We start from the raw sequence: 18,490 nt of genomic DNA on the forward strand, positions 1-18,490 counted from the left end.
GTGCTGAACACGCTGGGCGCCGACTCCCGCCGCCTGGACGCGCAGATCAAGTTCAACTCGTCCATGCAGGACGCCTTGACCACCAGCTTGGGCGCCATCGTGGACGCCGACCTGGCCAAGGAAAGCGCCACCCTGCAGGCCCAGCAGATCAAGCAGCAGCTGGGTGCGCAGACCCTCGGCATCGCCAACCAGGCCCCGCAGATCCTGCAGAACCTGTTCCGCGGCTAAAACAGCACCGGTTACGCGCGGGCGGCCCAAAACCGGGCCGCCGTCGCGCGCGGCGCCGATAAGCGGGCGCTGCGCTTCAGATACGGCTTCAGGGGCAGGTCGAACCGCACCAGATGGTCGGCCAGCCAGTGCTTCAGCAGATCCGCGGTTTCCCAGACCACCTCGGCCAGATCGTCGTCGCCGGCCGAGGTCTCATAGTGCCGGACCAGCGTGCCGAGCCGGGCGATCAGCGTCCGGTGCGCGTTTTCGTGTTCGCGCACCCTCTCCGGCGGATAGCCGGCCTCGCGCATCAGCCGCTCCTCGCGGACGAAGTGCCGCCGCGCGAACTGGCGCAGGTCGGACAGCGCGCGCTGCAGCGCCGGGCGGTTGCCCTCCGCCGCGCAATCGGCGTCGAAGCGGTTGACGATGGCGAGGAGATGGCGGTGGTCCGCGTCGAGGGGGCCGCCATCGATGGACAGCTTGCCGCGCCAACGGATCGCCATGGTCGCCTCCACCCGTTCGGGGCTGACCGCACACTCCAATATAGCACGCCCCCGTCCGGCGCTCCCGCGCGAAGCGGCGCGGCCTGCTCCACGAAAGAAGCGGGGCTGCCGAGGATTTCGGGCGGGGCATTCGGGAGGGCACGGAACGCAACGGCCCAGCCCGCGTTTTCCATCGGATCTTTCGCGTTTTGGAGGCATCGATGGCTCTCAGCACCATTCTTCTGATCGTCCTGATCCTGCTGCTGATCGGCGCGGTTCCGGCGTGGCCGCACAGCCGCAGTTGGGGCTACGGCCCGAGCGGCATCCTCGGCCTGCTGCTGATCGTGATCCTGATCCTGGCCTTGACCGGACGGTTCTGACGCCGTCCGCCCACGAAAAAGGCCCCTCCCCGTCAGGGGAGGGGCCTTTTTGCGTGTGCCCGGTTACTTGGCGGCGCGATTGGCGGCGCTGACCAGGGCGCGCAAGGACGCGGTGACGATGTCCGGATCGACGCCGACGCCGTACAGCGTGCGCCCCTGCCCGTTGCCGACGCGCACCTCGACGAAGGCGGCGGCCTGCGCGTCCTCGCCGGTGGTCACCGCGTGCTCGTGGTAGTCGACCACGTGCAGGTCGATGCCGGCCCCCTGGCGCAGCGCGTCGACGAAGGCGTCGATCGGGCCGGTGCCCTTGCCGCGCACCGTGGTCGGCACGCCGTTCTTCTCCAGCACCACCGTCATGGTGCGCGGGCCGGAGTTGGGGCCGCGCGGCTCGGTGTGGTGCTCGACCAGCTTCAGCGGCTCCTCGGCGTCCAGGTACTCGGCCTTGAAAGCGTCGTAGATCGAGGACGGCGACAACTCCTTGCCGGTCTCGTCGGCGATGCGCTGGACGATCTTGGAGAACTCCATCTGCAGCCGGCGCGGGATCTGCAGGCCGAACTCGCTCTCCAGCACGTAGGCGATGCCGCCCTTGCCCGACTGGCTGTTGATGCGGATCACCGCCTCGTAGCTGCGGCCCAGGTCGGCCGGGTCGATCGGCAGGTAGGGCACCTCCCACTTGCCGCTGTTCGACTTGGACAGCGCCTTCAGACCCTTGTTGATGGCGTCCTGGTGCGAGCCGGAGAAGGCGGTGAACACCAGCTCCCCGGCGTACGGGTGGCGCGGGTGGACCGGCAGCTGGGTGCAGTACTCCGACACCTGGACGATCTGGCTGATGTCGTCGATGACCAGCCCCGGGTCGACGCCCTGGGTGAACAGGTTCAGCGCCAGGGTGACGACATCGACGTTGCCGGTGCGCTCGCCGTTGCCGAACAGCGTGCCCTCGACGCGGTCGGCGCCGGCCAGCATGCCCAACTCGGCCGCCGCCACGCCGGTGCCGCGGTCGTTGTGCGGGTGCAGCGAGACGATGAAGCGCTCGCGCCCCTTGATGGTGCGGCAGAACCACTCGATCTGGTCGGCGTGCACGTTGGGCATCGACATCTCGACGGTCGCCGGCAGGTTGAGGATCATCGGCCGGTCGGCGGTCGGGCCCCAGACCTCGGCCACCGCCTCGCAGATCTCCACGGCGAAGTCCAGCTCGGTGCCGGTGAAGCTCTCCGGCGAGTACTGCAGGATGACCTCGGTCTCCGGATACTCGTCGGCCATCTGCCTGATCAGCCGGGCGCCGGCGATGGCGATGTCGGTGATGCCCTGGCGGTCCTGGCCGAACACCACGCGGCGCTGCAACTCGGACGTCGAGTTGTACAGGTGCACGATGGCGCGCCTGGCGCCCTTGATGCCCTCGAAGGTACGGCGGATCAGCTCCTCGCGCGCCTGGGTCAGCACCTGGATGGTGACGTCGTCGGGGATGCGCCCCTCGTCGATCAGCTCGCGGCAGAAGTCGAAGTCGGTCTGCGAGGCGGCGGGGAAGCCGACCTCGATCTCCTTGAAGCCCATGCGGACCAGCAGGTCGAACATGGCGCGCTTGCGGTCGGAGCCCATCGGCTCGATCAGCGCCTGGTTGCCGTCGCGCAGATCGACCGAGCACCAGATCGGCGCCTTGTCGAGCGTGCGGTTCGGCCACTGGCGGTCGGTCAGCTTGACCGGAGGAAACGGCGTGTACTTCTCGGCCGGCATGCGGATGTGGTTCATGGCACTGCAACTCGTCGTCTGGGGTCGGGGAAACCGGCTGACGGTGCGGCCGCCGAGCCGCCGGGAGGGCTCAACGGCCGCTGCTAAGTCGCAGCCCCGGCCTCGGCCGGGCAATCGTACAGTGCGTGCTCATGATGATGACGAGACCTGCGGTGTGAACAGGGGAACGCGCGAAAACTCCCGGACGCTGTCAGAGCGCCGGGCCGATAAGTCGCAGGAGCGCGTTCGTGCGGTCGATGGTCGTCATGGCGCGTAAAATGCCGGGCCGCGTGCCCGACTGTCAAGCCGGGATGTTGTTGGCGACGCGAACGGAGCGGGCGCCGCCTCTGTTCGAAAGTAGCATCCCCTCCCGCGCCGCGTCCGTGCAGACTGGCGGTCGGGAAAACGGCGCGGGGAGAGGGGCATGCGCGCAACGGGACTGGCCGCCGCGCTTCTGCTGGCGGCGGGCGCGGCGGCGGCCGACGATCTGAGCTACGCGGGCGGGATGGGCATCGACCATCCCATCGGCTGCCTGATGGCCTATCCGGCGGACAAGACCGGCGACCATGCGTCCGCCGTCGCCATCCTCGACGCGTGCGTCGCCAGGGGCAACGTGTGGTCGATGATCTGGCTGTCCATGCTGCACGAGAACGGCCAGGGCGTGCCGCGCAGCTTGGAGAAGGCCGCGGACCTCATGCGCCGCGGCAGCGCCCTGAACGACGAGGCCGGCTACGCGACGCTGGCCCGCTACCACTGGGGCGTGGCGCTGGTCGAAGGGCGCGGGGTCCCGCGGGACGAGGGCGAGGGGCTGCGCTGGCTGCGCATCGCCGCCGCGGAGGGCGCCGGGGACGCCAAGACGTTCCTGCGCGCCCGCGGGGAATGGTGGCCGGGGATTTGAGCGTTATCCGGTCTGGGTGAACAGCCGCACCAGCACCGGCAGCAGCACCGCCGTCGCCAGCCCGTTCAGCCCCATAGCCAGCCCGGAGAACGCACCCGCCGTCTCGTTGACCTGCAGGGCGCGCGCGGTGCCGATGCCGTGCGCCGCCACGCCCATGCCGAAGCCGCGCGCCCGCCAGTCGGTCACCCGGATCAGGGTGAGCACCGAGCCGCCGAGCGTCGCCCCGACGATGCCGGTGAGCATGACGAACACCGCGGTCAGCGAGGGCAGGCCGCCGATCTGCTCGGCGATGCCCATGGCGATGGGGGAGGTCACCGATTTCGGCGCCAGCGAGAGCAGCGTGCGCTCCGACGCCCCGAACAGCCAGCCGAGCGCCACCGCGCTGCCCGCCGCCGTGAGCGACCCCGCCACCAGCGCCGCCAGCATCGCGCCCGCCGAGCGGCGCACCTGCTGGAATTGGTTGTAGAGCGGCACCGCCAGCGCCACCGTCGCCGGACCGAGCAGGAAGTGCACGAACTGCGCGCCGTCGAAATAGGTCTTGTAGTCGACGTCCAGGGACTTCAGCACGGCGATGATGAGGACGACGGCGACCAGCACCGGGTTGACCAGCGGCGTCCGCCCGCAGCGCTCGAACGCCCACAGCCCGGCCTGGTAGGCGAGCAGGGTGAGCGTCAGCCCGGCGAGCGGGCTCGCCGACAGGTAGACCCAGACGTCGAGCAGCCGGCCGTTCATGCCTCGGGCCCCTTCCGCCCGCGCTTCAGCAGCGCCGCCATGACCCAGGCGGTGACGGCGATGGTCAGCACCGTGCTGCCGACCACCGCCGCGGCGATCGGCAGCGCCTCGTCGGACAGCCGGCCGAGGTGCGCCATCACGCCGACGCCGGCCGGCACGAACAGCAGCGACAGGTTGCGCAGCAGCCCGCCCGTGACGTCGGCCACCGGCCGCGGCACGCCGCCGCGCACCAGCAGCCCGGTGAACAGCAGCAGCATGCCGAGCACAGGCCCGGGCACCGGCAGCGCCAGCATCCGCACCGTCAGTTCGCCGGCCAGCTGGCAGGCCAGCAGGATGGTGATCGGTCCCAGCATGGCTCAGATGTCCATGCCGACCAGGGCGGAGAGGTCGCGCACCTCGGTCACCGCCTCGCCGGGGTATTCGCGCGGCCGGCCGGCGCGGTTGACCCAGACGGTGCGGAAGCCGAAGGCGCTCGCGCCCGCCGCGTCCCAGGCGTTGGAGGACTGGAACGACACGCCGGCCGGCGGCACGCCGAAGTGCTTCTCCACCAGTTCGTAGACGCGGCGGTCGGGCTTGAAGACGCCGACCTCCTCGACCGAGATGACGGCGTCCAGCAGGTCGCCGATGCCGGCGGCCTGCACCGCGTCGGCCAGCATCGCCGGCGTGCCGTTGGACAGGATGGCGAGGCGGGCGCCGCGGGTCTTCAACGCCTCCAGCACCTCCGGCACCTCGGGATAGGCGTCGAGCGTGCGGTAGGCGTCGAGCAGCGCCCCGCGCACCTCGCCGCCGGGCACCCCGACGGCGCTCATGGCGTAATCCAGCGCGCGCTCCGTCAGATCGCGGAAGTCCGGGTGGCGGCCCATCAGGCTCTCGACCCAGCTGTATTCGAGCTGCTTGGTGCGCCACGCCTCGGCCAGCCGCTCCCATTGCGGGCCTACGGCGGCGGCGTTGCGCGATGCCGCGGACTGCACGTCGAACAGCGTGCCGTAGGCGTCGAACACGTAGGCGACGATGGGCATGGATGAGGATCCTTCTTGCGGTCCGCGTTCCGGAATCGGGGGCAACCATCACACGGATTGCACGGATTGCGGCACGGATTTCACGGATGCCTGTCCGGCGTGCCGAGCAACGGCTGCCGGAGCGTTCCAGCGCGCGCCAGCAAAGGGAGCTGCGCTCAGAGCCGTTCCGTCAGCCAGTCCCGCACCTCGCGGCAGACGGCTTCCGCCGTCTCGTCCAGGCAATGCCCGGCGCCCGGCATGAGGACGAGCGCCTTCGGTTCCCGCGCGATGCGGTGGACGTACATCGAGCACTCCGGCGCCAGCACCTCATCGGCCTCGCCGTGGATCAGCAGCAGCGGGATCGCCAGACCGCGCGCCACGTCGGCGCCGTAGCCCTGGGTGGCCAGCGTCACCACCGTGCGCACCAGGCCCGGCCGCGCCGCGGCGGCGCGGATGGCGACGGCGCCGCCGAAGGAATGGCCGATCACCGCGGCCCGCGTCACCCCCTGCGCCGCCAGGAAGTCCAGCCCGGCCAGCGCGTCCGCCACCGCCTCGTCCAGCCTGGTGGGAAAGCGGAAGCGCACGCGCAGCGACTGGATGCCGTGCCCGGTCAGATCGGCGCACAGGCGCGGGTAGAGGCCGCGGGCCGGGGTGTCGAAGCCGCCGCCGACGCCACCGACCCAGACGGCGCCGACGCTGCCGGCGGCCGGGTAGTGGCGCGCCTCGACGCTGCCCGCGGGGGTCGGCAGGGTGACGGTGCGGTAGCCTTCGTCCGCGCTCTCCATGCGCCTTTCTCCTCGTGCTTCGCTGTTTCAACACCGTGGAGCAAAGTTGGGTTTCGGGGACGCCTGCCGCCATCGGCTGTTGTCGCTTCCGGGACAACCAGCGGAGAGCACGATGACCCGCGGCAACCGCGACACCGAACAGGACAAGCACCGCGCCGGCGGCCCCGGCAAGGCGGCCAAGAGCGACCAGAAGGCCGGCAACAAACCGGCGCAGAATCAGGCGCCTGGCAGCGACCGTGTGCCCGGCGGCAACCCCGGCCACGAGCACAACGCCAAGCCGACCCGGCAGAGCAACCCCGAACCGGAGTCGTAAGCACCGTCCCGACACTCCAATAACACACGCGATCAAGCCGCGCCGCGGCTGTTTGGATCACCGGCAAGACCCGTGTTCACTCCAACCATAAGGGTTTCCACAATGCCCACGCTGCAAAGCCTCAAGCTCGACACCGTGAGACGCGCCGCCGATCTGGCCTCGGAGGCCGTCGGCGACCGCCATCGTTTCGTCGCCGGCATGCGCAACATCGACCTGGGCGAGCAGGTGGCCGAGCGCGGCTCGCGCAATCCCACCGACCTCGACACGCTCAACGTCGTCTCCACCGACGCCAGCGCCGCGCTGGACGAGTTGAAGGGCCTGCTGTCGGACCTGACCCCGGACGAGCGGATCGAGCTGCGCGCGGTGATGATGGTGGGGCGCGGCGACTACGCCGGCAACCAGTGGGACGCGGCGCTGCTGAACGCCGGCAGCGCGCCGGACGCCACCGGCTACGACGACATCGCCGAGAAGATCGAGCTGCACGACTTCCTGATGAAGGGCCTGTTCGCGCTGGGCATGATGGAAAAGTCCGGGAAGTGACCCGCCATGCAGATCGTCTTCGCCACCATGGCCGAGAAGGGGGACACGGTGCAGGCCGATGTGCTGGCCCTGCTCCGCGCCCGTTTCGGCAGCGCCGACGTGGTCAGCGTCGAGGAACGCGACGCGAAGACGGGGGAGGGGAGCGACGTGCTGGTGACCGTGCGCGTTCCCGCCGACCACGTGGAGGCCGCGGTGGCGGCCATCCGCGCGCACGACGCGGTGATCGACGCCGCGGCGGGAAGCTTCGGGGAGCGGGTCTAGCCCCGCTCCTCCATCAGCGCCGCCACCGCCAGCTCCTCCGGCCCGCCATCCGCGCGCAGCCCGGCGACCACGCCCGCGCGGTCTTCGGCCGGGCGGTTCTGACTGAGCTTCCACTTGCCCTCGATGCGGGCGATCGGCAGGCGGAAGCCGACTATGCCCTTGAACATCCCCTGCAGGAAGTCCTCCGGCGCGTCGGACACCGCCCAGGCGTCGGGGCGCCCGGCCTCGTGCCGCTCGGTCAGGCGGGTGACCACGCCGCGCAGGGAATCCGCGTCGTCGAACAGCTCAAGCGCGCCGTAGGCGTGCACGGCGACGTAGTTCCAGGTCGGCACCGCCTTGCCGGTCTGCTTCTTGGTCTCGTACCAGGACGGCGTGACGTACGCGTCCGGCCCGCTGAAGATCGCCAGCGCCGGCACCTCCGCCGACAGCCGGCGCCACTGCGGGTTGGCCTTGGAGAAATGGCCGAGCAGCGTGCCGTGCGGCCCGGCGTCCGCGTCCAGCAGCACCGGGACGTGGCTGGCCTCCAGCCCGTCGGACCCCAGGGTCACCAGGGTGCACAGGCGGGCGGCGCGGATCGCGTCGTGCAGGACGGGCAGGCGGTCCTCGGCGAAGGCGGGCGGGACGTACATGGTCGCTCCGGAAACAGTGGTCAGCTCAGCGGTTCCAGCGGCTCGCGACGGCCGCGCACCGGGGCCGACAGGCCCGGCGGCGGGGCGGCCCAGCGCACCGCGTTGGCGATCACCCGCTGGATCTGCGGGTGGTGGTAGGTGGGGAAGGTCTCATGGCCGGGACGGAAATAGAAGACCCGGCCCATCCCGCGCCGCCAGCCGCAGCCGCTGCGGAACACCTCGCCGCCCCTGAACCAGGACAGGAAGACCAGCTCGTCCGGCGGCGGGACGTCGAAGGGCTCGCCGTACATCTCCTCCTGCGCCAGCTCGATGTGGTCGCCGATGCCGGCCGCCACCGGATGGCCGGGATCGACCACCCACAGCCGCTCGGTCTCGCCCGCCACGCGGTACTTGAGGAAGCAGCCGGTCCCCATCAGCGCCAGGAACGGCTTGGAGAAATGCGCGGAGTGCAGCGGCACGAAGCCCATGCCGCCCTCGGTGACGCGCTTCTTCACCCGCTCGGCCGCGGCGTCGGACACCGCGGCGTGCCCCTTGTGGCCCCACCAGACCAGCACGTCGGTGGCGGCGAGGCGCTCCTCGGTCAGGCCGTGCTCGGGGTCGTCCAGCGTGGCGGTCTCCACCCGGTCCAGGCCGTGGGCGCGCAGCGCGGCGGCCAGCGTGCCGTGGATCCCCTGCGGGTAGAGGCGGGCCACCGCCTCGTCCCGGCGCTCGTGGATGAACTCGTTCCAGACAAGGACGCGGGGCATGCGGATTATTTCCTGATCGGATTGTGTTCGTTGCGTCATCCGGTCGGCAGCGTGCCATCTCCGCGGGCGTGGGATCAACAGGCACGGCCGGCTGTTGAGGGAAGCCCGAAGGGTATGGACACACAACAAAAGGTAATAAGCCCGTGACCGCCGCCGCTCTCCCCGCGCGCCCGCCTTCGCCCGACGTGCCGCGCCGCTATCCCGTTGGCCTCGAGCCGTTGCCGGACGGCAGCGCGCACGCCCGCGTGTGGGCGCCGAAGCGGCGCGCCGTCGCCGTCGTGGTCGAGCCCGACGGCCGCACGGTGGCGCTGGAGGCCGAGGGCAACGGCTATTTCTCCGGGCTGGTCGAGGATCTGCCGGCCGGCAGCCGCTACCGCTTCCGCCTGGACCGCGACGGGACGCTCTACCCGGACCCGGTGTCGCGCTTCCAGCCCGAGGGGCCGCATGGGCCGTCGCAGGTGGTGGACCCGTTCCGCTTCGACTGGACCGACCGCGCCTGGAAGGGCCGCCCGCTCAGGGGGCAGGTGGTCTACGAGATGCACATCGGCACCTTCACGCCCGAGGGAACCTGGGACGCCGCCATCGCGCAATTGCCGCACCTCGCCGACCTCGGCGTCACGGTGCTGGAGGTGATGCCGGTGTCGGAGTTCCCGGGGCGCTTCGGCTGGGGCTACGACGGGGTGAACCTGTTCGCGCCGACGCGGCTGTACGGCGGGCCGGACGACATGCGCCGCTTCATCGACCGCGCACACGGGCTGGGCATGGCGGTGATCCTCGACGTCGTCTACAACCACCTCGGCCCCGACGGCAATTACCTGAAGGAATTCGCCGACGCCTACTTCACCGGCCGCTACAAGAACGAGTGGGGCGAGGCGATCAACTTCGACGGCCCGGACAGCGGCCCGGTGCGCGAGTTCTTCATCACGAACGCCGCGTACTGGGTGGACGAGTACCACCTGGACGGTCTGCGCCTCGACGCCACGCAGCAGATCTTCGACGCCTCGCCGGTCAACGTGCTGGCGGAGATCAGCGGCGCGGTGCGCGCCGCGGCGCGCGGCCGTACCACCATCCTGATCGGCGAGAACGAGCCGCAGCATTCCTCCCTGCTGCGCCCGTGCGGGGAGGGCGCCTGCGGCCTGGACGGGCTGTGGAACGACGACTTCCACCATTCCGCCATGGTGGCGCTGACCGGCCGGGCGGAGGCCTATTACACCGACTACCGCGGCACGCCGCAGGAGTTCGTGTCGGCGCTGCGGCACGGCTTCCTCTACCAGGGCCAGTGGTACGCGTGGCAGAAGAAGCGGCGCGGCATGCCGGCCTGGGGCGTCGATCCGGCGGCCATGATCACCTTTCTGCAGAACCATGACCAGATCGCCAACTCCGGCAACGGGCTGCGCGTGCACGCGCTGACGGCGCCGGGGCTGTACCGGGCGTTCACCGCGCTGATGCTGCTCGGGCCCGGCACGCCGATGCTGTTCCAGGGGCAGGAATTCGCGGCGTCCTCCCCTTTCTTCTACTTCGCCGACCACACGCCGAAGCTGGCCGAACTGGTCGCCAGGGGCCGCGGCGAATTCGTGGCGCAGTTCCCCAGCGTCGCCACCCTGGCGATGCAGGCGCGGCTGACCGCTCCGCATGATCCCAAGACCTTCGAGCGCAGCAAGCTCGACCCCGCCGAGCGCGGGCGCCACGCCTGGGCGACGGCGCTGCACCGCGACCTGCTGCGCCTGCGCCGCGAGGACCCGGTGTTCGCCGCGCAGGCCCGGCCGGAGGGTGCGGTGCTGGACGCCGAGGCCTTCGTGCTGCGCTTTTTCGGTGAGGACGGCGACGACCGGCTGTTGCTGGTCAACATGGGGCGCGACCTCGACCTGACGCCGATGCCGGAACCGCTGCTCGCCCCGCCCTCGGGCGGGCGCTGGCGCCTGCTGTGGTCGAGCGAGGACCCCGTGTACGGCGGCGGCGGCACGCCCGCGGTGGAAACCGACGGCGCCTGGCATCTGCCGGCCCGCTCCGCCGTGGTTCTGGGACCCGAAAGCGAACAGGAGAGTCATGCCTGAGATCGTCCGCACGCTTGGCCGCGACGCCCTGACCTCGGCGCGGGACGCGGCGCTGACGCGCGAGTGGCTGGTGCCCAACGGGCTGGGCGGCTACGCCTCGGCCTCGGTCAGCGGCGCCGTCACCCGGCGCTACCACGGCCTGCTGACCGCGGCGCTGCCAGCGCCGCTGGGCCGCGTGGTCATGCTGAGCCAGCTCAACGACGTGCTGATCCTGCCCGACGGGACCGAGCGCCGGCTGACCAGCCACGATCCCGGCCAGGACGGCGCGGTCGGCGCCGGCTACGTCACCGAATTCCGGCTGGAATCCGGGCTGCCGTTGTGGCGCTACGAGGTGGACGGCGTCGTGCTGGAGAAGCAGGTGGTGATGCCGCACCGGCAGAACATCGTGCACGTCACCTACCGCGTCGTGAAGGCGGCGCACCCCGTGAGCATCCGCCTGCGCCCGGTGCTGGCCTTCCGCACGCTGGAATCCGCGGTGGACCAGCCGCTGGCCCGCGACTACCGCGTGGTCGCCCAGGGTCACGAGTACGAGGTGTGGGCCGGGCCCGACCTGCCGGTGCTGCGCATGACGATCGAGGGGGCGCCGATGCCGCTGACGCTCGACGGCGGCGCCCGGCGCGACCTCCACTACCCGGTGGAGGCGGAGCGCGGCTACGAGTCCCGCGGCTCGCTGTGGACGCCGGGCTATTTCGGCGGGCCGCTACACCCGGGGCAGAGCATCACCTTCGTCGCCTCCACGGAATCCTGGCGCCGGGTCGAGGCGCTGCCGCCGGCCGACGTGCTGAAGTTCGAGCACGAGCGCCGCCGCCGGCTGGTGCGCATGGCGCACCCGTCGTTGCGCCAGGGGGCGATGGCCGAGCTGGTGCTGGCCGCCGACAGCTTCGTCTTCGTTCCCGCCGGCCGCGTCGCCGACCAGATGCGGGCGCGGGCCGAGGGCGACGAGGTGCGCACGGTGATCGCCGGCTACCACTGGTTCACCGACTGGGGCCGCGACACCATGATCAGCCTGGAAGGGCTGACGCTGACCACCGGGCGCCACGTCGAGGCGGGCTGGATCCTGCGCACCTTCGCGCACTACATCCGCCGCGGCCTGATCCCCAACATGTTCCCCGACGGCAAGGACGAGGGGCTGTACCACACCGCCGACGCGACGCTGTGGTTCTTCCACGCGCTGAACCGCTACGTGCGCACCACCGGCGACCGCCACACCCTGCGCATCATCCTGCCGCGGCTGGTCGACGTGATCGAGCACCACCGCCGCGGCACCGACTACGGCATCAAAATGGACACGGCCGACGGCCTGCTGCGCCAGGGCAAGGAGGGCTACCAGCTCACCTGGATGGACGCCAAGGTGGAGGACTGGGTGGTCACCCCGCGGCGCGGCAAGGCGGTGGAGATCAACGCGCTGTGGTACAACGCGCTGCGCCTCACCGCCTCCTGGCTTGAGGAGGAGGAGGGCTCCCAGGCGGCCTCCCCCTACCGCGCGATGGCGGAGACGGTGCGGGCGTCCTTCAACGCGCGCTTCTGGAACGAGGGGCGCGGCTGCCTCTACGACGTGATCGACGGCGAGCACGGCGACGACGACGCCATCCGGCCCAACCAGATCTTCGCCGTGTCGCTGGACAACCCGGTGCTCGACCGCGGCCGCTGGGAGGCGGTGGTGAACACGGTGCGCGAGCGGCTGGTGACGCCGGTCGGCCTGCGCTCGCTGGCACCGGGGCACCCGGACTACAAGGCCAAGTACTTCGGCGATCTGCGGGCGCGCGACGCCGCCTACCACCAGGGCACGGTGTGGGGGTGGCTGATCGGGCCGTTCGTCGATGCCTGGCTGAAGCTGCACCCGGACGACCTGGCCGGCGCCCGCAAGCTTCTGGAGGGCTACCTGCCGCACCTGGACGAGGCGGGCATCGGCACCATCAGCGAGATCTTCGACGCCGAGCCGCCCTTCACCCCGCGCGGCTGCATCGCCCAGGCCTGGAGCGTGGCCGAGGTGGTGCGCTGCTGGGCCGCCACCGACCTGGCGCCGATGGCGAAGGCCGCCGAATAGGGCAGGGCATACCCCTATGGCGCCTATGGGTAGATGGCCTTTGGTCGGAGTTCTCCGATAGGGCTTAGGTAGAACTGCCCCGGTGCAACGCCCGGTGAACGGTTTATATTTGTTCACGTACGGTCCGGATATCCGGAGCGAGCGGCCCAGGAGGTGCCCATGCAGGATGTCTTCGGGATGTCTTGCGATCCGCGCCCGGCGCGGCATCCGGTCACGGGCGGCGGTGTGCGCCGCTTCGGCTACGTGGCGCCGACGCTGGCCGCCACTGTGATCGCCGCGCTGATCCTGCACCTGCTGGTCGAGCTGGGCTCGCGCTTCGACGCCGACGATCCGGCCGGGGCGCTGTCGGTGCTGCTGGGCGCGGTGGCGGTGCTGGTGACGCTGGCGCCGTTCGCCGTGCTGTTCGCGCTGCGGGCGCGCCGGGCGTGGCTGGCCGGCATGGCGCCGGACGGGCGCCCGCAGGGGCCGGCGCTGGCCTCCGGCCGACATTGATCTTTCCGTTTTGGATCTTTTGGTTGCGTGGACCTGGGTGCCTGCGCATAAAGTCGGGCGCACCGTTCGTAAAGGGATGCGCCGATGGGCCTGTTCGACTTCCTGAAGACGACCGTCAAGGACAAGGACAAGAAGAAGGCAGCGGGTAAGCCGGGCGCGCGCAAGGCGGCGGGCGGCAGCTTCATCACCGTCGACGGCAAGAGCTTTCCGTTGGCCGCCATCACCACCAAGGGCTTCGCGACGTCGAGCTTCGATGGCTCGCTGATCGGCGGGCAGAACGCCAAGATCGCGGTGACGGTGGACGACGCCTACGGCCGCTTCAACTTCGCCTGCACCGTGATGATCACCGAGGCCAGCACCAGCAAGTGCGTCGGCGCCTGGACGATGCTGGCGCCGGAGCTGGAGGCGGTCATCCGCAAGTACGGCCAGAACAAGAAGGCGGCCGGGAAGTAAACTCGACGAATTCCCTCCCCGCCGGAGGCGGGGGAGGGACCCGCGTCCAAGCGTTTACTGCCGCGGGTTGTTGCTCGGCATGCTGGCGCTGACCACCGGCTCGGCGGCGTTGACCATCTGCGGGGCCGCCAGGTTGCGCATGCTGGCGATCCACTCCGACAGGGTGACGAACTCGCAGCCCTTGGCGCGCAGCGTCGCGATGACGCGCGGCAGGGCGTTGGCGGTGGACGGGTAGGTGGAGTGCAGCAGGATCACGCTGCCGGTGCCGGCGTCGGTCTTCACGTGCTGGACGATCTTGTCCGGGTCGCGCACCTGCCAGTCGCGGGTGTCGACGCTCCACAGCACCGGGCTCATCGCCTCCTTGCGGATGTTTGACAGCAACTCCAGCGTGTAGCGGCCGTAGGGCGGGCGGAACAGCACCGGGTTGGCGCCGAGGTTGCGCAGGATGCGGTTGGTCTCGGCGATCTCGAAGCGCTGCGCCTCCGACGGCATGGCGCGCAGGTCGGAATGCGTGAAGCTGTGGTTGCCGATCTCGTGGCCGCCGGCGACGAAGTCGCGGATCACCTCGGGATTCTTGGACGCGGCGTTGCCGACCGGGAAATAGGTGGCGCGGATCTTCTCGGCGTTCAGGATATCCAGGATCTGCCGGGTCACCGTGCGGTGCGGGCCGTCGTCGAAGGTCAGCGCGCAGAGGTTCCAGCCGCGCTTGGTCAGCAGCGCCGGCATGATGTCCAGGTCGGTGTCCGGCACCACCGCGCCGAGGCGGCCGCGGCGGCGCGCGCGCTTCTCTATCTCCAGCAGGGTGTTCACGTCTTCGTCGTTGTAGAAGACGATGCCGTCCATCGGACTGGAGTTCGCCGCCGAGGGCGGCTGCGCCGCGTTGGGCGACGGCGGCTGCGCCGCGGCGGATGGCGGGCTGGCCGGGGGTGCCGGGGGGGCGCTCAGCGCGACGGGAATGACGGGCGAGGCCGGCTTCGGCATCGCCGCCACCTCGGTGCGCGTGCCGGCGGTGGCCGGCGGCGGAGCGGCCGGAGCCCGGACCGGCGCGGTGGCCGGCGGTGGAGCCGGAGAGGGGGCAGGCGCCGGCGCGCTCGGCGCGGCGGCGGGAGTGGGGGCATCCTTGTCCACCAGCACGCAGCCCATGCCGGCGTTGACGATGCGGCGGCACAGCCCGGCGGCGTCGCCGTTCACCGTCATCGAGGCGCGCAGCGCCACGCCCTGCTGCTTGCCGCTGAGCGTCACCACCGAGGGGGTCAGGCTGCGGGCGATGTCGGGGCCGCGGCGCTGCAACTCCTTCCACGCCCACCACGCCTCGCCTTCCTTCTGGAACAGGCCGAGCTGCAGCACGGACCCGCCCTTGGCGGCCGGCGCCGGGCCCGCGGCGAATGCCGGGGCGGCGGCCAGCGACAGGGCGGCGACAAGCAGCGCCGATGCGAAGCGGCGGCCAGCGCGGATGGTCTGCGGCGGAAACGGAAGAGGCAAGGCAGTGGACCCCGTCTAAGGCCTGCAACGCCTTGCAGGACCAGCCGTCGGATACCACCACTTTGTGACTAATTCAAAGGGCAAGGACAGGACAAACCGATCGGTCAGTCGCTTTCCTCGCCCGAGTTGCACGCAAGATACGGTCGATACAGCGCGTCGGCCTGCAAAATGTGCTCTCGAAGCCAGCGGCTCAGAAAGTCAAGCACTTCGTCGCCCAATTCGGGCTGTTCGCTCTCGACCACGCGGCGGCGAATCGCCAGCACCTGTTCGGTCAGGATGACGTGCGTCCGCTTGTGGCTGGCCAGCTCCGGATAGCCGGCGCCCTCCATGTACTGTTCTTCCTTTTCGAAGTGGAAGACCGTGTAGTCGACCAGCTCGTCCAGCACCGCCTCCAGGTTGATGCGGTCCCGCCGGCTTTCGGCGGCGGCGAGCTGGTTGATGAGGTCGATCAGCACGCGGTGGTCGTTGTCGAGGTCCTCGACGCCGACGCTCATGCCGTCGTTCCAGGCGATGATGGTGACGGAGGCGCGCACCTCCATCACGCTGAGGAACCCCCGGACCACGGCCGGATCGAACTCCGTGCCGGCACGGTCGCGGACGTAGGCGATGCCGTCCTCCAGCGTCCACGCGTCCTTGTAGCAGCGGCGGTGCGTCAGCGCGTCGAACACGTCGGCCACCGCGACGATGCGCGCCGACAGCGGGATGGCCTCGCCCTTCAGGCCGCCGGGATAGCCGCTGCCGTCGAACTTCTCATGGTGGCAGCCGGCGATCTCCGCCCCCAGGGCGAGGTAGCCGCCGACCTCCGACAGGCGCGCCGCGCGCCCCAGGATGGCGCGGCCGTTCTGGCTGTGCTTCTGCATCAGCGCGCGCTCCTCCGGAGTCAGGCGGCCGGGCTTCTGCAGGATACCGTCGGGGATCGTCACCTTGCCGACGTCGTGCAGCATGCTGGCGACGCGCAGCATCTCGCGCCAGCGGTCGTCGACGCGGTCGCGGTGGGGGCCGGTCTGCTGGAGCGCGCGGGCGATCTCGTCGGTCAGCCGCGACACCCGCAGGATGTGCTGCGAGGCGTAGGGATCCTTGTGCTCCGCCAGGGTGGCGAGCGCCACCACGCTCGCCTTGTGCACGCGGCGGAATTGCAGGGCGGCGAGGGCGGCGGTCCGTGGAGTCCCAGGGGCGCGCCGGCCGATGCGAAAGCGCCGGTCCGCCCTGCCCACCGCCGTCGAGTTCATCACGCTGCTCCACACCGACAAGCATCAACCACAGGTGTGGAAATCATTGTGCTGCACCACGAAATATTTCAAGACCATTTATTATATAAGACCATTCGATTATACACGGCGATACAACGTCGCGTCGGTCAGCGCCGACAAGCCGAGGATGAGTTCCTCGCCGCTGTCCTCGACGCGCAGGCGGGCGTGCGGCGGCAGGCCGGCGCGCTGGTCGAAGGCGGTGACGACCAGCACGCGGTGCGGTTGCCCGGTGCGGATGAAGCGGTCGCCGACCGCGATTGGTTTCTGCCGCCAGGACATCGTGATTTTTTCTCCCGTCCACCCCCAGGCGCCTCAGCAATCTGGTCATGCCGCCGCGCGCGGCAAGCGGCATTCCCGACCGCGGAACCAAGGGCTCTGCCGACCGGTTAACAAGGCGCAGCCCCGAAAACACACCCAACCAAACCCACCCAACCATCGCCAGAGGAGGAGAGCACCGGGAATGGCCGAGGACTTGGAAGACCGCATCCGCCGGCGCGCCCACCAGATCTGGGAGCGCGAGGGCCGCCCGGAGGGGCGCCACAAGGACCATTGGACGCTCGCCAAGGAAGAGATCGCCATCGAGGACAACTACGCCGGTACCCTGATGCCAAACCCCTCGCACGGCCCGGACGACACGGCGTCCCGCACCGAACCGGCGGAGCCGGTTCTGAGCATGGCGAGCCAGGGCGAGATGCCCGGCGTCGCCGACCAGGGTGAGGAGTTCCAGATTCCCGGCCGCGGCGACCGCGAGCCTTGGCCCGCCACCACTCCCGCCGATACCCCTGCCGCCGAGCCCCGCCGCCCGATGCGGCGCAAGGCGGCCGGTTGAGCGCGTGACGAACGACGAGCCCGAAGGGGAGCAACGATGAACACGAACCTGGAAATCGCCTTCCACAACATGGACAGCTCGGACGCGCTGCACGGCTATATCACCGAGCGCGCGGAGAAGCTGGAGCGCATGTACGACCGCCTGATCGGCATCCGCGTCGCCGTGGAGAAGCAGCACCGCCAGCACCGCACCGGCAACGTCTTCGACGTCCACATCGAACTGATGGTGCCCGGCCAGGACATCGTCGTCAGCCGCAAGCCGGCGAAAGCGAACGAGAAGTACGCCAACCCCGACGCCCGCACCTCGGTGCGCGACGCCTTCGAGGCGGCCGAGCGCCAGCTGATCGAATACAAGCAGAAGCAGCGCGGCGACGTGAAGCCGCACGACCCCGAGCAGCCCGGCTACATCACCCAGGTGAACGGCGACCACGGCTTCCTGCGCACCAACACCGGCACGACGCTCTACTTCCACGCCAATTCGTGCATCAACGTGACGCTGGACGACCTGCGCGAGGGCGACCCGGTGAAGTACGTGGAGACCGCCGGCGACACCGGTCCCACCGCCTCCAAGGTCTGGCGTGCCTCGGGGTCCGCTACGGAGCTGGCGCGGACCTGATCCGGGGGCCGGTGAGCAGTCCGTTCGGCGGGCAACAGTCACACGGATTTCGCGGATTTCAGCACGGATTACACGGATTTTTCTTTGTCCTGGCACCGCGCCGGTTCGTCCCGATGGGCTGGTGTCCAGCACGAGAAAAGAAAATCCGTGTAATCCGTGCCTACATCCGTGTAATCCGTGTGAACTGTTGCCTGCGACCCTACGGCCTCGGGAATGACGCCTTTCAACCGACCAGCTTCTGGTGCTCCAGGAACGCCGTCTTCAGCAGCGCCTTCAGCTCGTCCCGGTAGCTCTGGAAGCGAACGGAGATCTGTTCCTTGCCGCGGTTGACGTGCACCACCACGACCTGGGCGTCGGCGGTGACGTCCGGCTGGCCGGCCAGCGACAGCCGCAGGTCCACCAGATCGCCGTGCTTCCACGGCAGGTCGGTGGCCTGGACGCACAGGCCGCCGATCGACCAGTTGCGCGCCCGGTGCTCGCCGCGCGCGCTGCGCACCAGGATGGCCGGACGGACGTAGCGCTTCTGCCGGCGCCGCTCGTGCGGTTCGGGCGGGCGGGGTGGGGCGGCGTCC

Annotated in this window: 24 protein-coding genes; 12 read left to right on the forward strand and 12 right to left on the reverse strand. The window is 70.2% G+C overall.

Annotated features, from left to right (window positions below; genetic code table 11):
* Positions 1-228, forward strand: a 228-nt coding sequence (locus tag TSO221_RS03410; RefSeq protein ID WP_282187705.1) for a flagellin, incomplete at its 5' end; no start/stop codon positions are given.
* 11 nt (positions 229-239) lie between these two features.
* On the opposite strand, the gene TSO221_RS03415 is transcribed toward TSO221_RS03410, so the two are convergent.
* Positions 240-710, reverse strand: a complete 471-nt coding sequence (locus TSO221_RS03415; protein WP_158283982.1) for a hemerythrin family protein — start codon at positions 708-710, stop codon at positions 240-242.
* Positions 711-910: 200 nt separating this feature from the next.
* Here TSO221_RS03415 and TSO221_RS03420 point away from each other — a divergent pair, with 200 nt between their 5' ends.
* Positions 911-1,069, forward strand: coding sequence for a DUF3309 family protein (locus TSO221_RS03420; protein WP_109117078.1), 159 nt, complete (start codon positions 911-913; stop codon positions 1,067-1,069).
* 63 nt (positions 1,070-1,132) lie between these two features.
* Here TSO221_RS03420 and leuA read toward each other — a convergent pair whose 3' ends face one another.
* A complete protein-coding gene (leuA, locus tag TSO221_RS03425; RefSeq protein ID WP_109117079.1) occupies positions 1,133-2,815 on the reverse strand; it encodes a 2-isopropylmalate synthase in 1,683 nt (560 codons plus the stop codon).
* Positions 2,816-3,218: 403 nt separating this feature from the next.
* Between leuA and TSO221_RS03430 the strand changes: the two genes are divergently transcribed.
* A complete protein-coding gene (locus TSO221_RS03430; RefSeq protein WP_199229373.1) occupies positions 3,219-3,692 on the forward strand; it encodes an SEL1-like repeat protein in 474 nt (157 codons plus the stop codon).
* A 3-nt stretch (positions 3,693-3,695) separates the two neighbouring features.
* Here the strand turns inward: TSO221_RS03430 and TSO221_RS03435 are convergent, their stop codons facing one another.
* The 4 genes from TSO221_RS03435 to TSO221_RS03450 form a co-directional block, all read right to left on the reverse strand.
* Complete coding sequence (locus tag TSO221_RS03435) at positions 3,696-4,424, reverse strand: LrgB family protein (RefSeq protein ID WP_109117080.1); 729 nt, start codon at positions 4,422-4,424, stop codon at positions 3,696-3,698.
* Positions 4,421-4,777, reverse strand: coding sequence for a CidA/LrgA family protein (locus tag TSO221_RS03440; RefSeq protein WP_109117081.1), 357 nt, complete (start codon positions 4,775-4,777; stop codon positions 4,421-4,423). The genes TSO221_RS03435 and TSO221_RS03440 overlap by 4 nt, the downstream gene beginning before the upstream one ends.
* 3 nt (positions 4,778-4,780) lie before the next feature.
* Positions 4,781-5,443: a haloacid dehalogenase type II gene (locus TSO221_RS03445; RefSeq protein WP_109117082.1), complete on the reverse strand. Its 663-nt coding sequence runs from the start codon at positions 5,441-5,443 to the stop codon at positions 4,781-4,783.
* A gap of 155 nt (positions 5,444-5,598) precedes the next feature.
* A complete protein-coding gene (locus tag TSO221_RS03450) occupies positions 5,599-6,207 on the reverse strand; it encodes an alpha/beta fold hydrolase (RefSeq protein ID WP_109117083.1) in 609 nt (202 codons plus the stop codon).
* 112 nt (positions 6,208-6,319) lie between these two features.
* Here TSO221_RS03450 and TSO221_RS03455 point away from each other — a divergent pair, with 112 nt between their 5' ends.
* From TSO221_RS03455 to TSO221_RS03465, 3 genes are all read left to right on the forward strand, one after another.
* A complete protein-coding gene (locus TSO221_RS03455) occupies positions 6,320-6,520 on the forward strand; it encodes a hypothetical protein (protein WP_109117084.1) in 201 nt (66 codons plus the stop codon).
* A gap of 102 nt (positions 6,521-6,622) precedes the next feature.
* Complete coding sequence (locus TSO221_RS03460) at positions 6,623-7,060, forward strand: DUF3775 domain-containing protein (RefSeq protein WP_109117085.1); 438 nt, start codon at positions 6,623-6,625, stop codon at positions 7,058-7,060.
* 6 nt (positions 7,061-7,066) lie between these two features.
* Entirely contained in the window at positions 7,067-7,321 is a 255-nt protein-coding gene (locus TSO221_RS03465) for a hypothetical protein (RefSeq protein WP_109117086.1), read from the forward strand.
* On the opposite strand, the gene TSO221_RS03470 is transcribed toward TSO221_RS03465, so the two are convergent.
* Complete coding sequence (locus TSO221_RS03470) at positions 7,318-7,950, reverse strand: FMN-binding negative transcriptional regulator (RefSeq protein ID WP_109117087.1); 633 nt, start codon at positions 7,948-7,950, stop codon at positions 7,318-7,320. The two genes, TSO221_RS03465 and TSO221_RS03470, sit on opposite strands and share 4 nt — an antisense overlap.
* A gap of 20 nt (positions 7,951-7,970) precedes the next feature.
* Positions 7,971-8,696 (reverse strand): ThuA domain-containing protein, encoded by a 726-nt coding sequence (locus TSO221_RS03475; protein ID WP_109117088.1) that lies wholly within the window; start codon positions 8,694-8,696, stop codon positions 7,971-7,973.
* A gap of 143 nt (positions 8,697-8,839) precedes the next feature.
* On the opposite strand from TSO221_RS03475, the gene treZ reads away from it, so the two are divergent.
* From treZ to TSO221_RS03495, 4 genes are all read left to right on the forward strand, one after another.
* The gene (gene treZ / locus TSO221_RS03480) at positions 8,840-10,750 is read left to right on the forward strand and encodes a malto-oligosyltrehalose trehalohydrolase (RefSeq protein WP_199229374.1); all 1,911 of its coding nucleotides are present in this window, start codon (positions 8,840-8,842) and stop codon (positions 10,748-10,750) included.
* Positions 10,743-12,797: an amylo-alpha-1,6-glucosidase gene (locus TSO221_RS03485; protein ID WP_109117089.1), complete on the forward strand. Its 2,055-nt coding sequence runs from the start codon at positions 10,743-10,745 to the stop codon at positions 12,795-12,797. Before treZ ends, TSO221_RS03485 begins: the two co-directional genes overlap by 8 nt.
* 177 nt (positions 12,798-12,974) lie before the next feature.
* A complete protein-coding gene (locus TSO221_RS03490; protein ID WP_146208695.1) occupies positions 12,975-13,289 on the forward strand; it encodes a hypothetical protein in 315 nt (104 codons plus the stop codon).
* Positions 13,290-13,373: 84 nt separating this feature from the next.
* Positions 13,374-13,742 carry a hypothetical protein gene (locus TSO221_RS03495; protein WP_109117091.1) on the forward strand — a complete coding sequence of 123 codons (369 nt, stop codon included), beginning with the start codon at positions 13,374-13,376 and terminating at the stop codon, positions 13,740-13,742.
* 54 nt (positions 13,743-13,796) lie between these two features.
* Here TSO221_RS03495 and TSO221_RS03500 read toward each other — a convergent pair whose 3' ends face one another.
* From TSO221_RS03500 to TSO221_RS03510, 3 genes are all read right to left on the reverse strand, one after another.
* Positions 13,797-15,224, reverse strand: a complete 1,428-nt coding sequence (locus TSO221_RS03500; protein ID WP_109117092.1) for a polysaccharide deacetylase family protein — start codon at positions 15,222-15,224, stop codon at positions 13,797-13,799.
* Between the two features lie 104 nt (positions 15,225-15,328).
* Entirely contained in the window at positions 15,329-16,453 is a 1,125-nt protein-coding gene (locus TSO221_RS03505) for a bacteriohemerythrin (protein ID WP_109117093.1), read from the reverse strand.
* Positions 16,454-16,552: 99 nt separating this feature from the next.
* A complete protein-coding gene (locus TSO221_RS03510; protein WP_109117094.1) occupies positions 16,553-16,753 on the reverse strand; it encodes a hypothetical protein in 201 nt (66 codons plus the stop codon).
* A 181-nt stretch (positions 16,754-16,934) separates the two neighbouring features.
* On the opposite strand from TSO221_RS03510, the gene TSO221_RS03515 reads away from it, so the two are divergent.
* Both TSO221_RS03515 and TSO221_RS03520 read left to right on the forward strand, forming a co-directional pair.
* The gene (locus TSO221_RS03515) at positions 16,935-17,303 is read left to right on the forward strand and encodes a DUF2934 domain-containing protein (RefSeq protein WP_109117095.1); all 369 of its coding nucleotides are present in this window, start codon (positions 16,935-16,937) and stop codon (positions 17,301-17,303) included.
* A 36-nt stretch (positions 17,304-17,339) separates the two neighbouring features.
* The gene (locus TSO221_RS03520) at positions 17,340-17,918 is read left to right on the forward strand and encodes an HPF/RaiA family ribosome-associated protein (protein ID WP_109117096.1); all 579 of its coding nucleotides are present in this window, start codon (positions 17,340-17,342) and stop codon (positions 17,916-17,918) included.
* A 223-nt stretch (positions 17,919-18,141) separates the two neighbouring features.
* Here TSO221_RS03520 and TSO221_RS03525 read toward each other — a convergent pair.
* A partial coding sequence (locus tag TSO221_RS03525) for a PilZ domain-containing protein (RefSeq protein WP_199229375.1) occupies positions 18,142-18,490 on the reverse strand: 349 nt, incomplete at its 5' end.

Source organism: Azospirillum sp. TSO22-1 (assembly GCF_003116015.1).
Taxonomy (GTDB): domain Bacteria; phylum Pseudomonadota; class Alphaproteobacteria; order Azospirillales; family Azospirillaceae; genus Azospirillum.

What these genes read in the sequence shown, in the direction of transcription:
- leuA (WP_109117079.1), bottom strand. Translation starts at nt 2,815, where the DNA reads ATGAACCACATCCGCATGCCGGCCGAGAAGTACACGCCGTTTCCTCCG.
- TSO221_RS03460 (WP_109117085.1), top strand. Translation starts at nt 6,623, where the DNA reads ATGCCCACGCTGCAAAGCCTCAAGCTCGACACCGTGAGACGCGCCGCC.
- TSO221_RS03475 (WP_109117088.1), bottom strand. Translation starts at nt 8,696, where the DNA reads ATGCCCCGCGTCCTTGTCTGGAACGAGTTCATCCACGAGCGCCGGGAC.
- TSO221_RS03435 (WP_109117080.1), bottom strand. Translation starts at nt 4,424, where the DNA reads ATGAACGGCCGGCTGCTCGACGTCTGGGTCTACCTGTCGGCGAGCCCG.
- TSO221_RS03445 (WP_109117082.1), bottom strand. Translation starts at nt 5,443, where the DNA reads ATGCCCATCGTCGCCTACGTGTTCGACGCCTACGGCACGCTGTTCGAC.
- TSO221_RS03505 (WP_109117093.1), bottom strand. Translation starts at nt 16,453, where the DNA reads ATGAACTCGACGGCGGTGGGCAGGGCGGACCGGCGCTTTCGCATCGGC.
- TSO221_RS03420 (WP_109117078.1), top strand. Translation starts at nt 911, where the DNA reads ATGGCTCTCAGCACCATTCTTCTGATCGTCCTGATCCTGCTGCTGATC.
- TSO221_RS03485 (WP_109117089.1), top strand. Translation starts at nt 10,743, where the DNA reads ATGCCTGAGATCGTCCGCACGCTTGGCCGCGACGCCCTGACCTCGGCG.
- TSO221_RS03450 (WP_109117083.1), bottom strand. Translation starts at nt 6,207, where the DNA reads ATGGAGAGCGCGGACGAAGGCTACCGCACCGTCACCCTGCCGACCCCC.
- TSO221_RS03470 (WP_109117087.1), bottom strand. Translation starts at nt 7,950, where the DNA reads ATGTACGTCCCGCCCGCCTTCGCCGAGGACCGCCTGCCCGTCCTGCAC.
- TSO221_RS03455 (WP_109117084.1), top strand. Translation starts at nt 6,320, where the DNA reads ATGACCCGCGGCAACCGCGACACCGAACAGGACAAGCACCGCGCCGGC.
- TSO221_RS03520 (WP_109117096.1), top strand. Translation starts at nt 17,340, where the DNA reads ATGAACACGAACCTGGAAATCGCCTTCCACAACATGGACAGCTCGGAC.
- TSO221_RS03510 (WP_109117094.1), bottom strand. Translation starts at nt 16,753, where the DNA reads ATGTCCTGGCGGCAGAAACCAATCGCGGTCGGCGACCGCTTCATCCGC.
- TSO221_RS03440 (WP_109117081.1), bottom strand. Translation starts at nt 4,777, where the DNA reads ATGCTGGGACCGATCACCATCCTGCTGGCCTGCCAGCTGGCCGGCGAA.
- TSO221_RS03515 (WP_109117095.1), top strand. Translation starts at nt 16,935, where the DNA reads ATGGCCGAGGACTTGGAAGACCGCATCCGCCGGCGCGCCCACCAGATC.
- TSO221_RS03490 (WP_146208695.1), top strand. Translation starts at nt 12,975, where the DNA reads ATGTCTTGCGATCCGCGCCCGGCGCGGCATCCGGTCACGGGCGGCGGT.
- TSO221_RS03415 (WP_158283982.1), bottom strand. Translation starts at nt 710, where the DNA reads ATGGCGATCCGTTGGCGCGGCAAGCTGTCCATCGATGGCGGCCCCCTC.
- TSO221_RS03465 (WP_109117086.1), top strand. Translation starts at nt 7,067, where the DNA reads ATGCAGATCGTCTTCGCCACCATGGCCGAGAAGGGGGACACGGTGCAG.
- TSO221_RS03495 (WP_109117091.1), top strand. Translation starts at nt 13,374, where the DNA reads ATGGGCCTGTTCGACTTCCTGAAGACGACCGTCAAGGACAAGGACAAG.
- TSO221_RS03430 (WP_199229373.1), top strand. Translation starts at nt 3,219, where the DNA reads ATGCGCGCAACGGGACTGGCCGCCGCGCTTCTGCTGGCGGCGGGCGCG.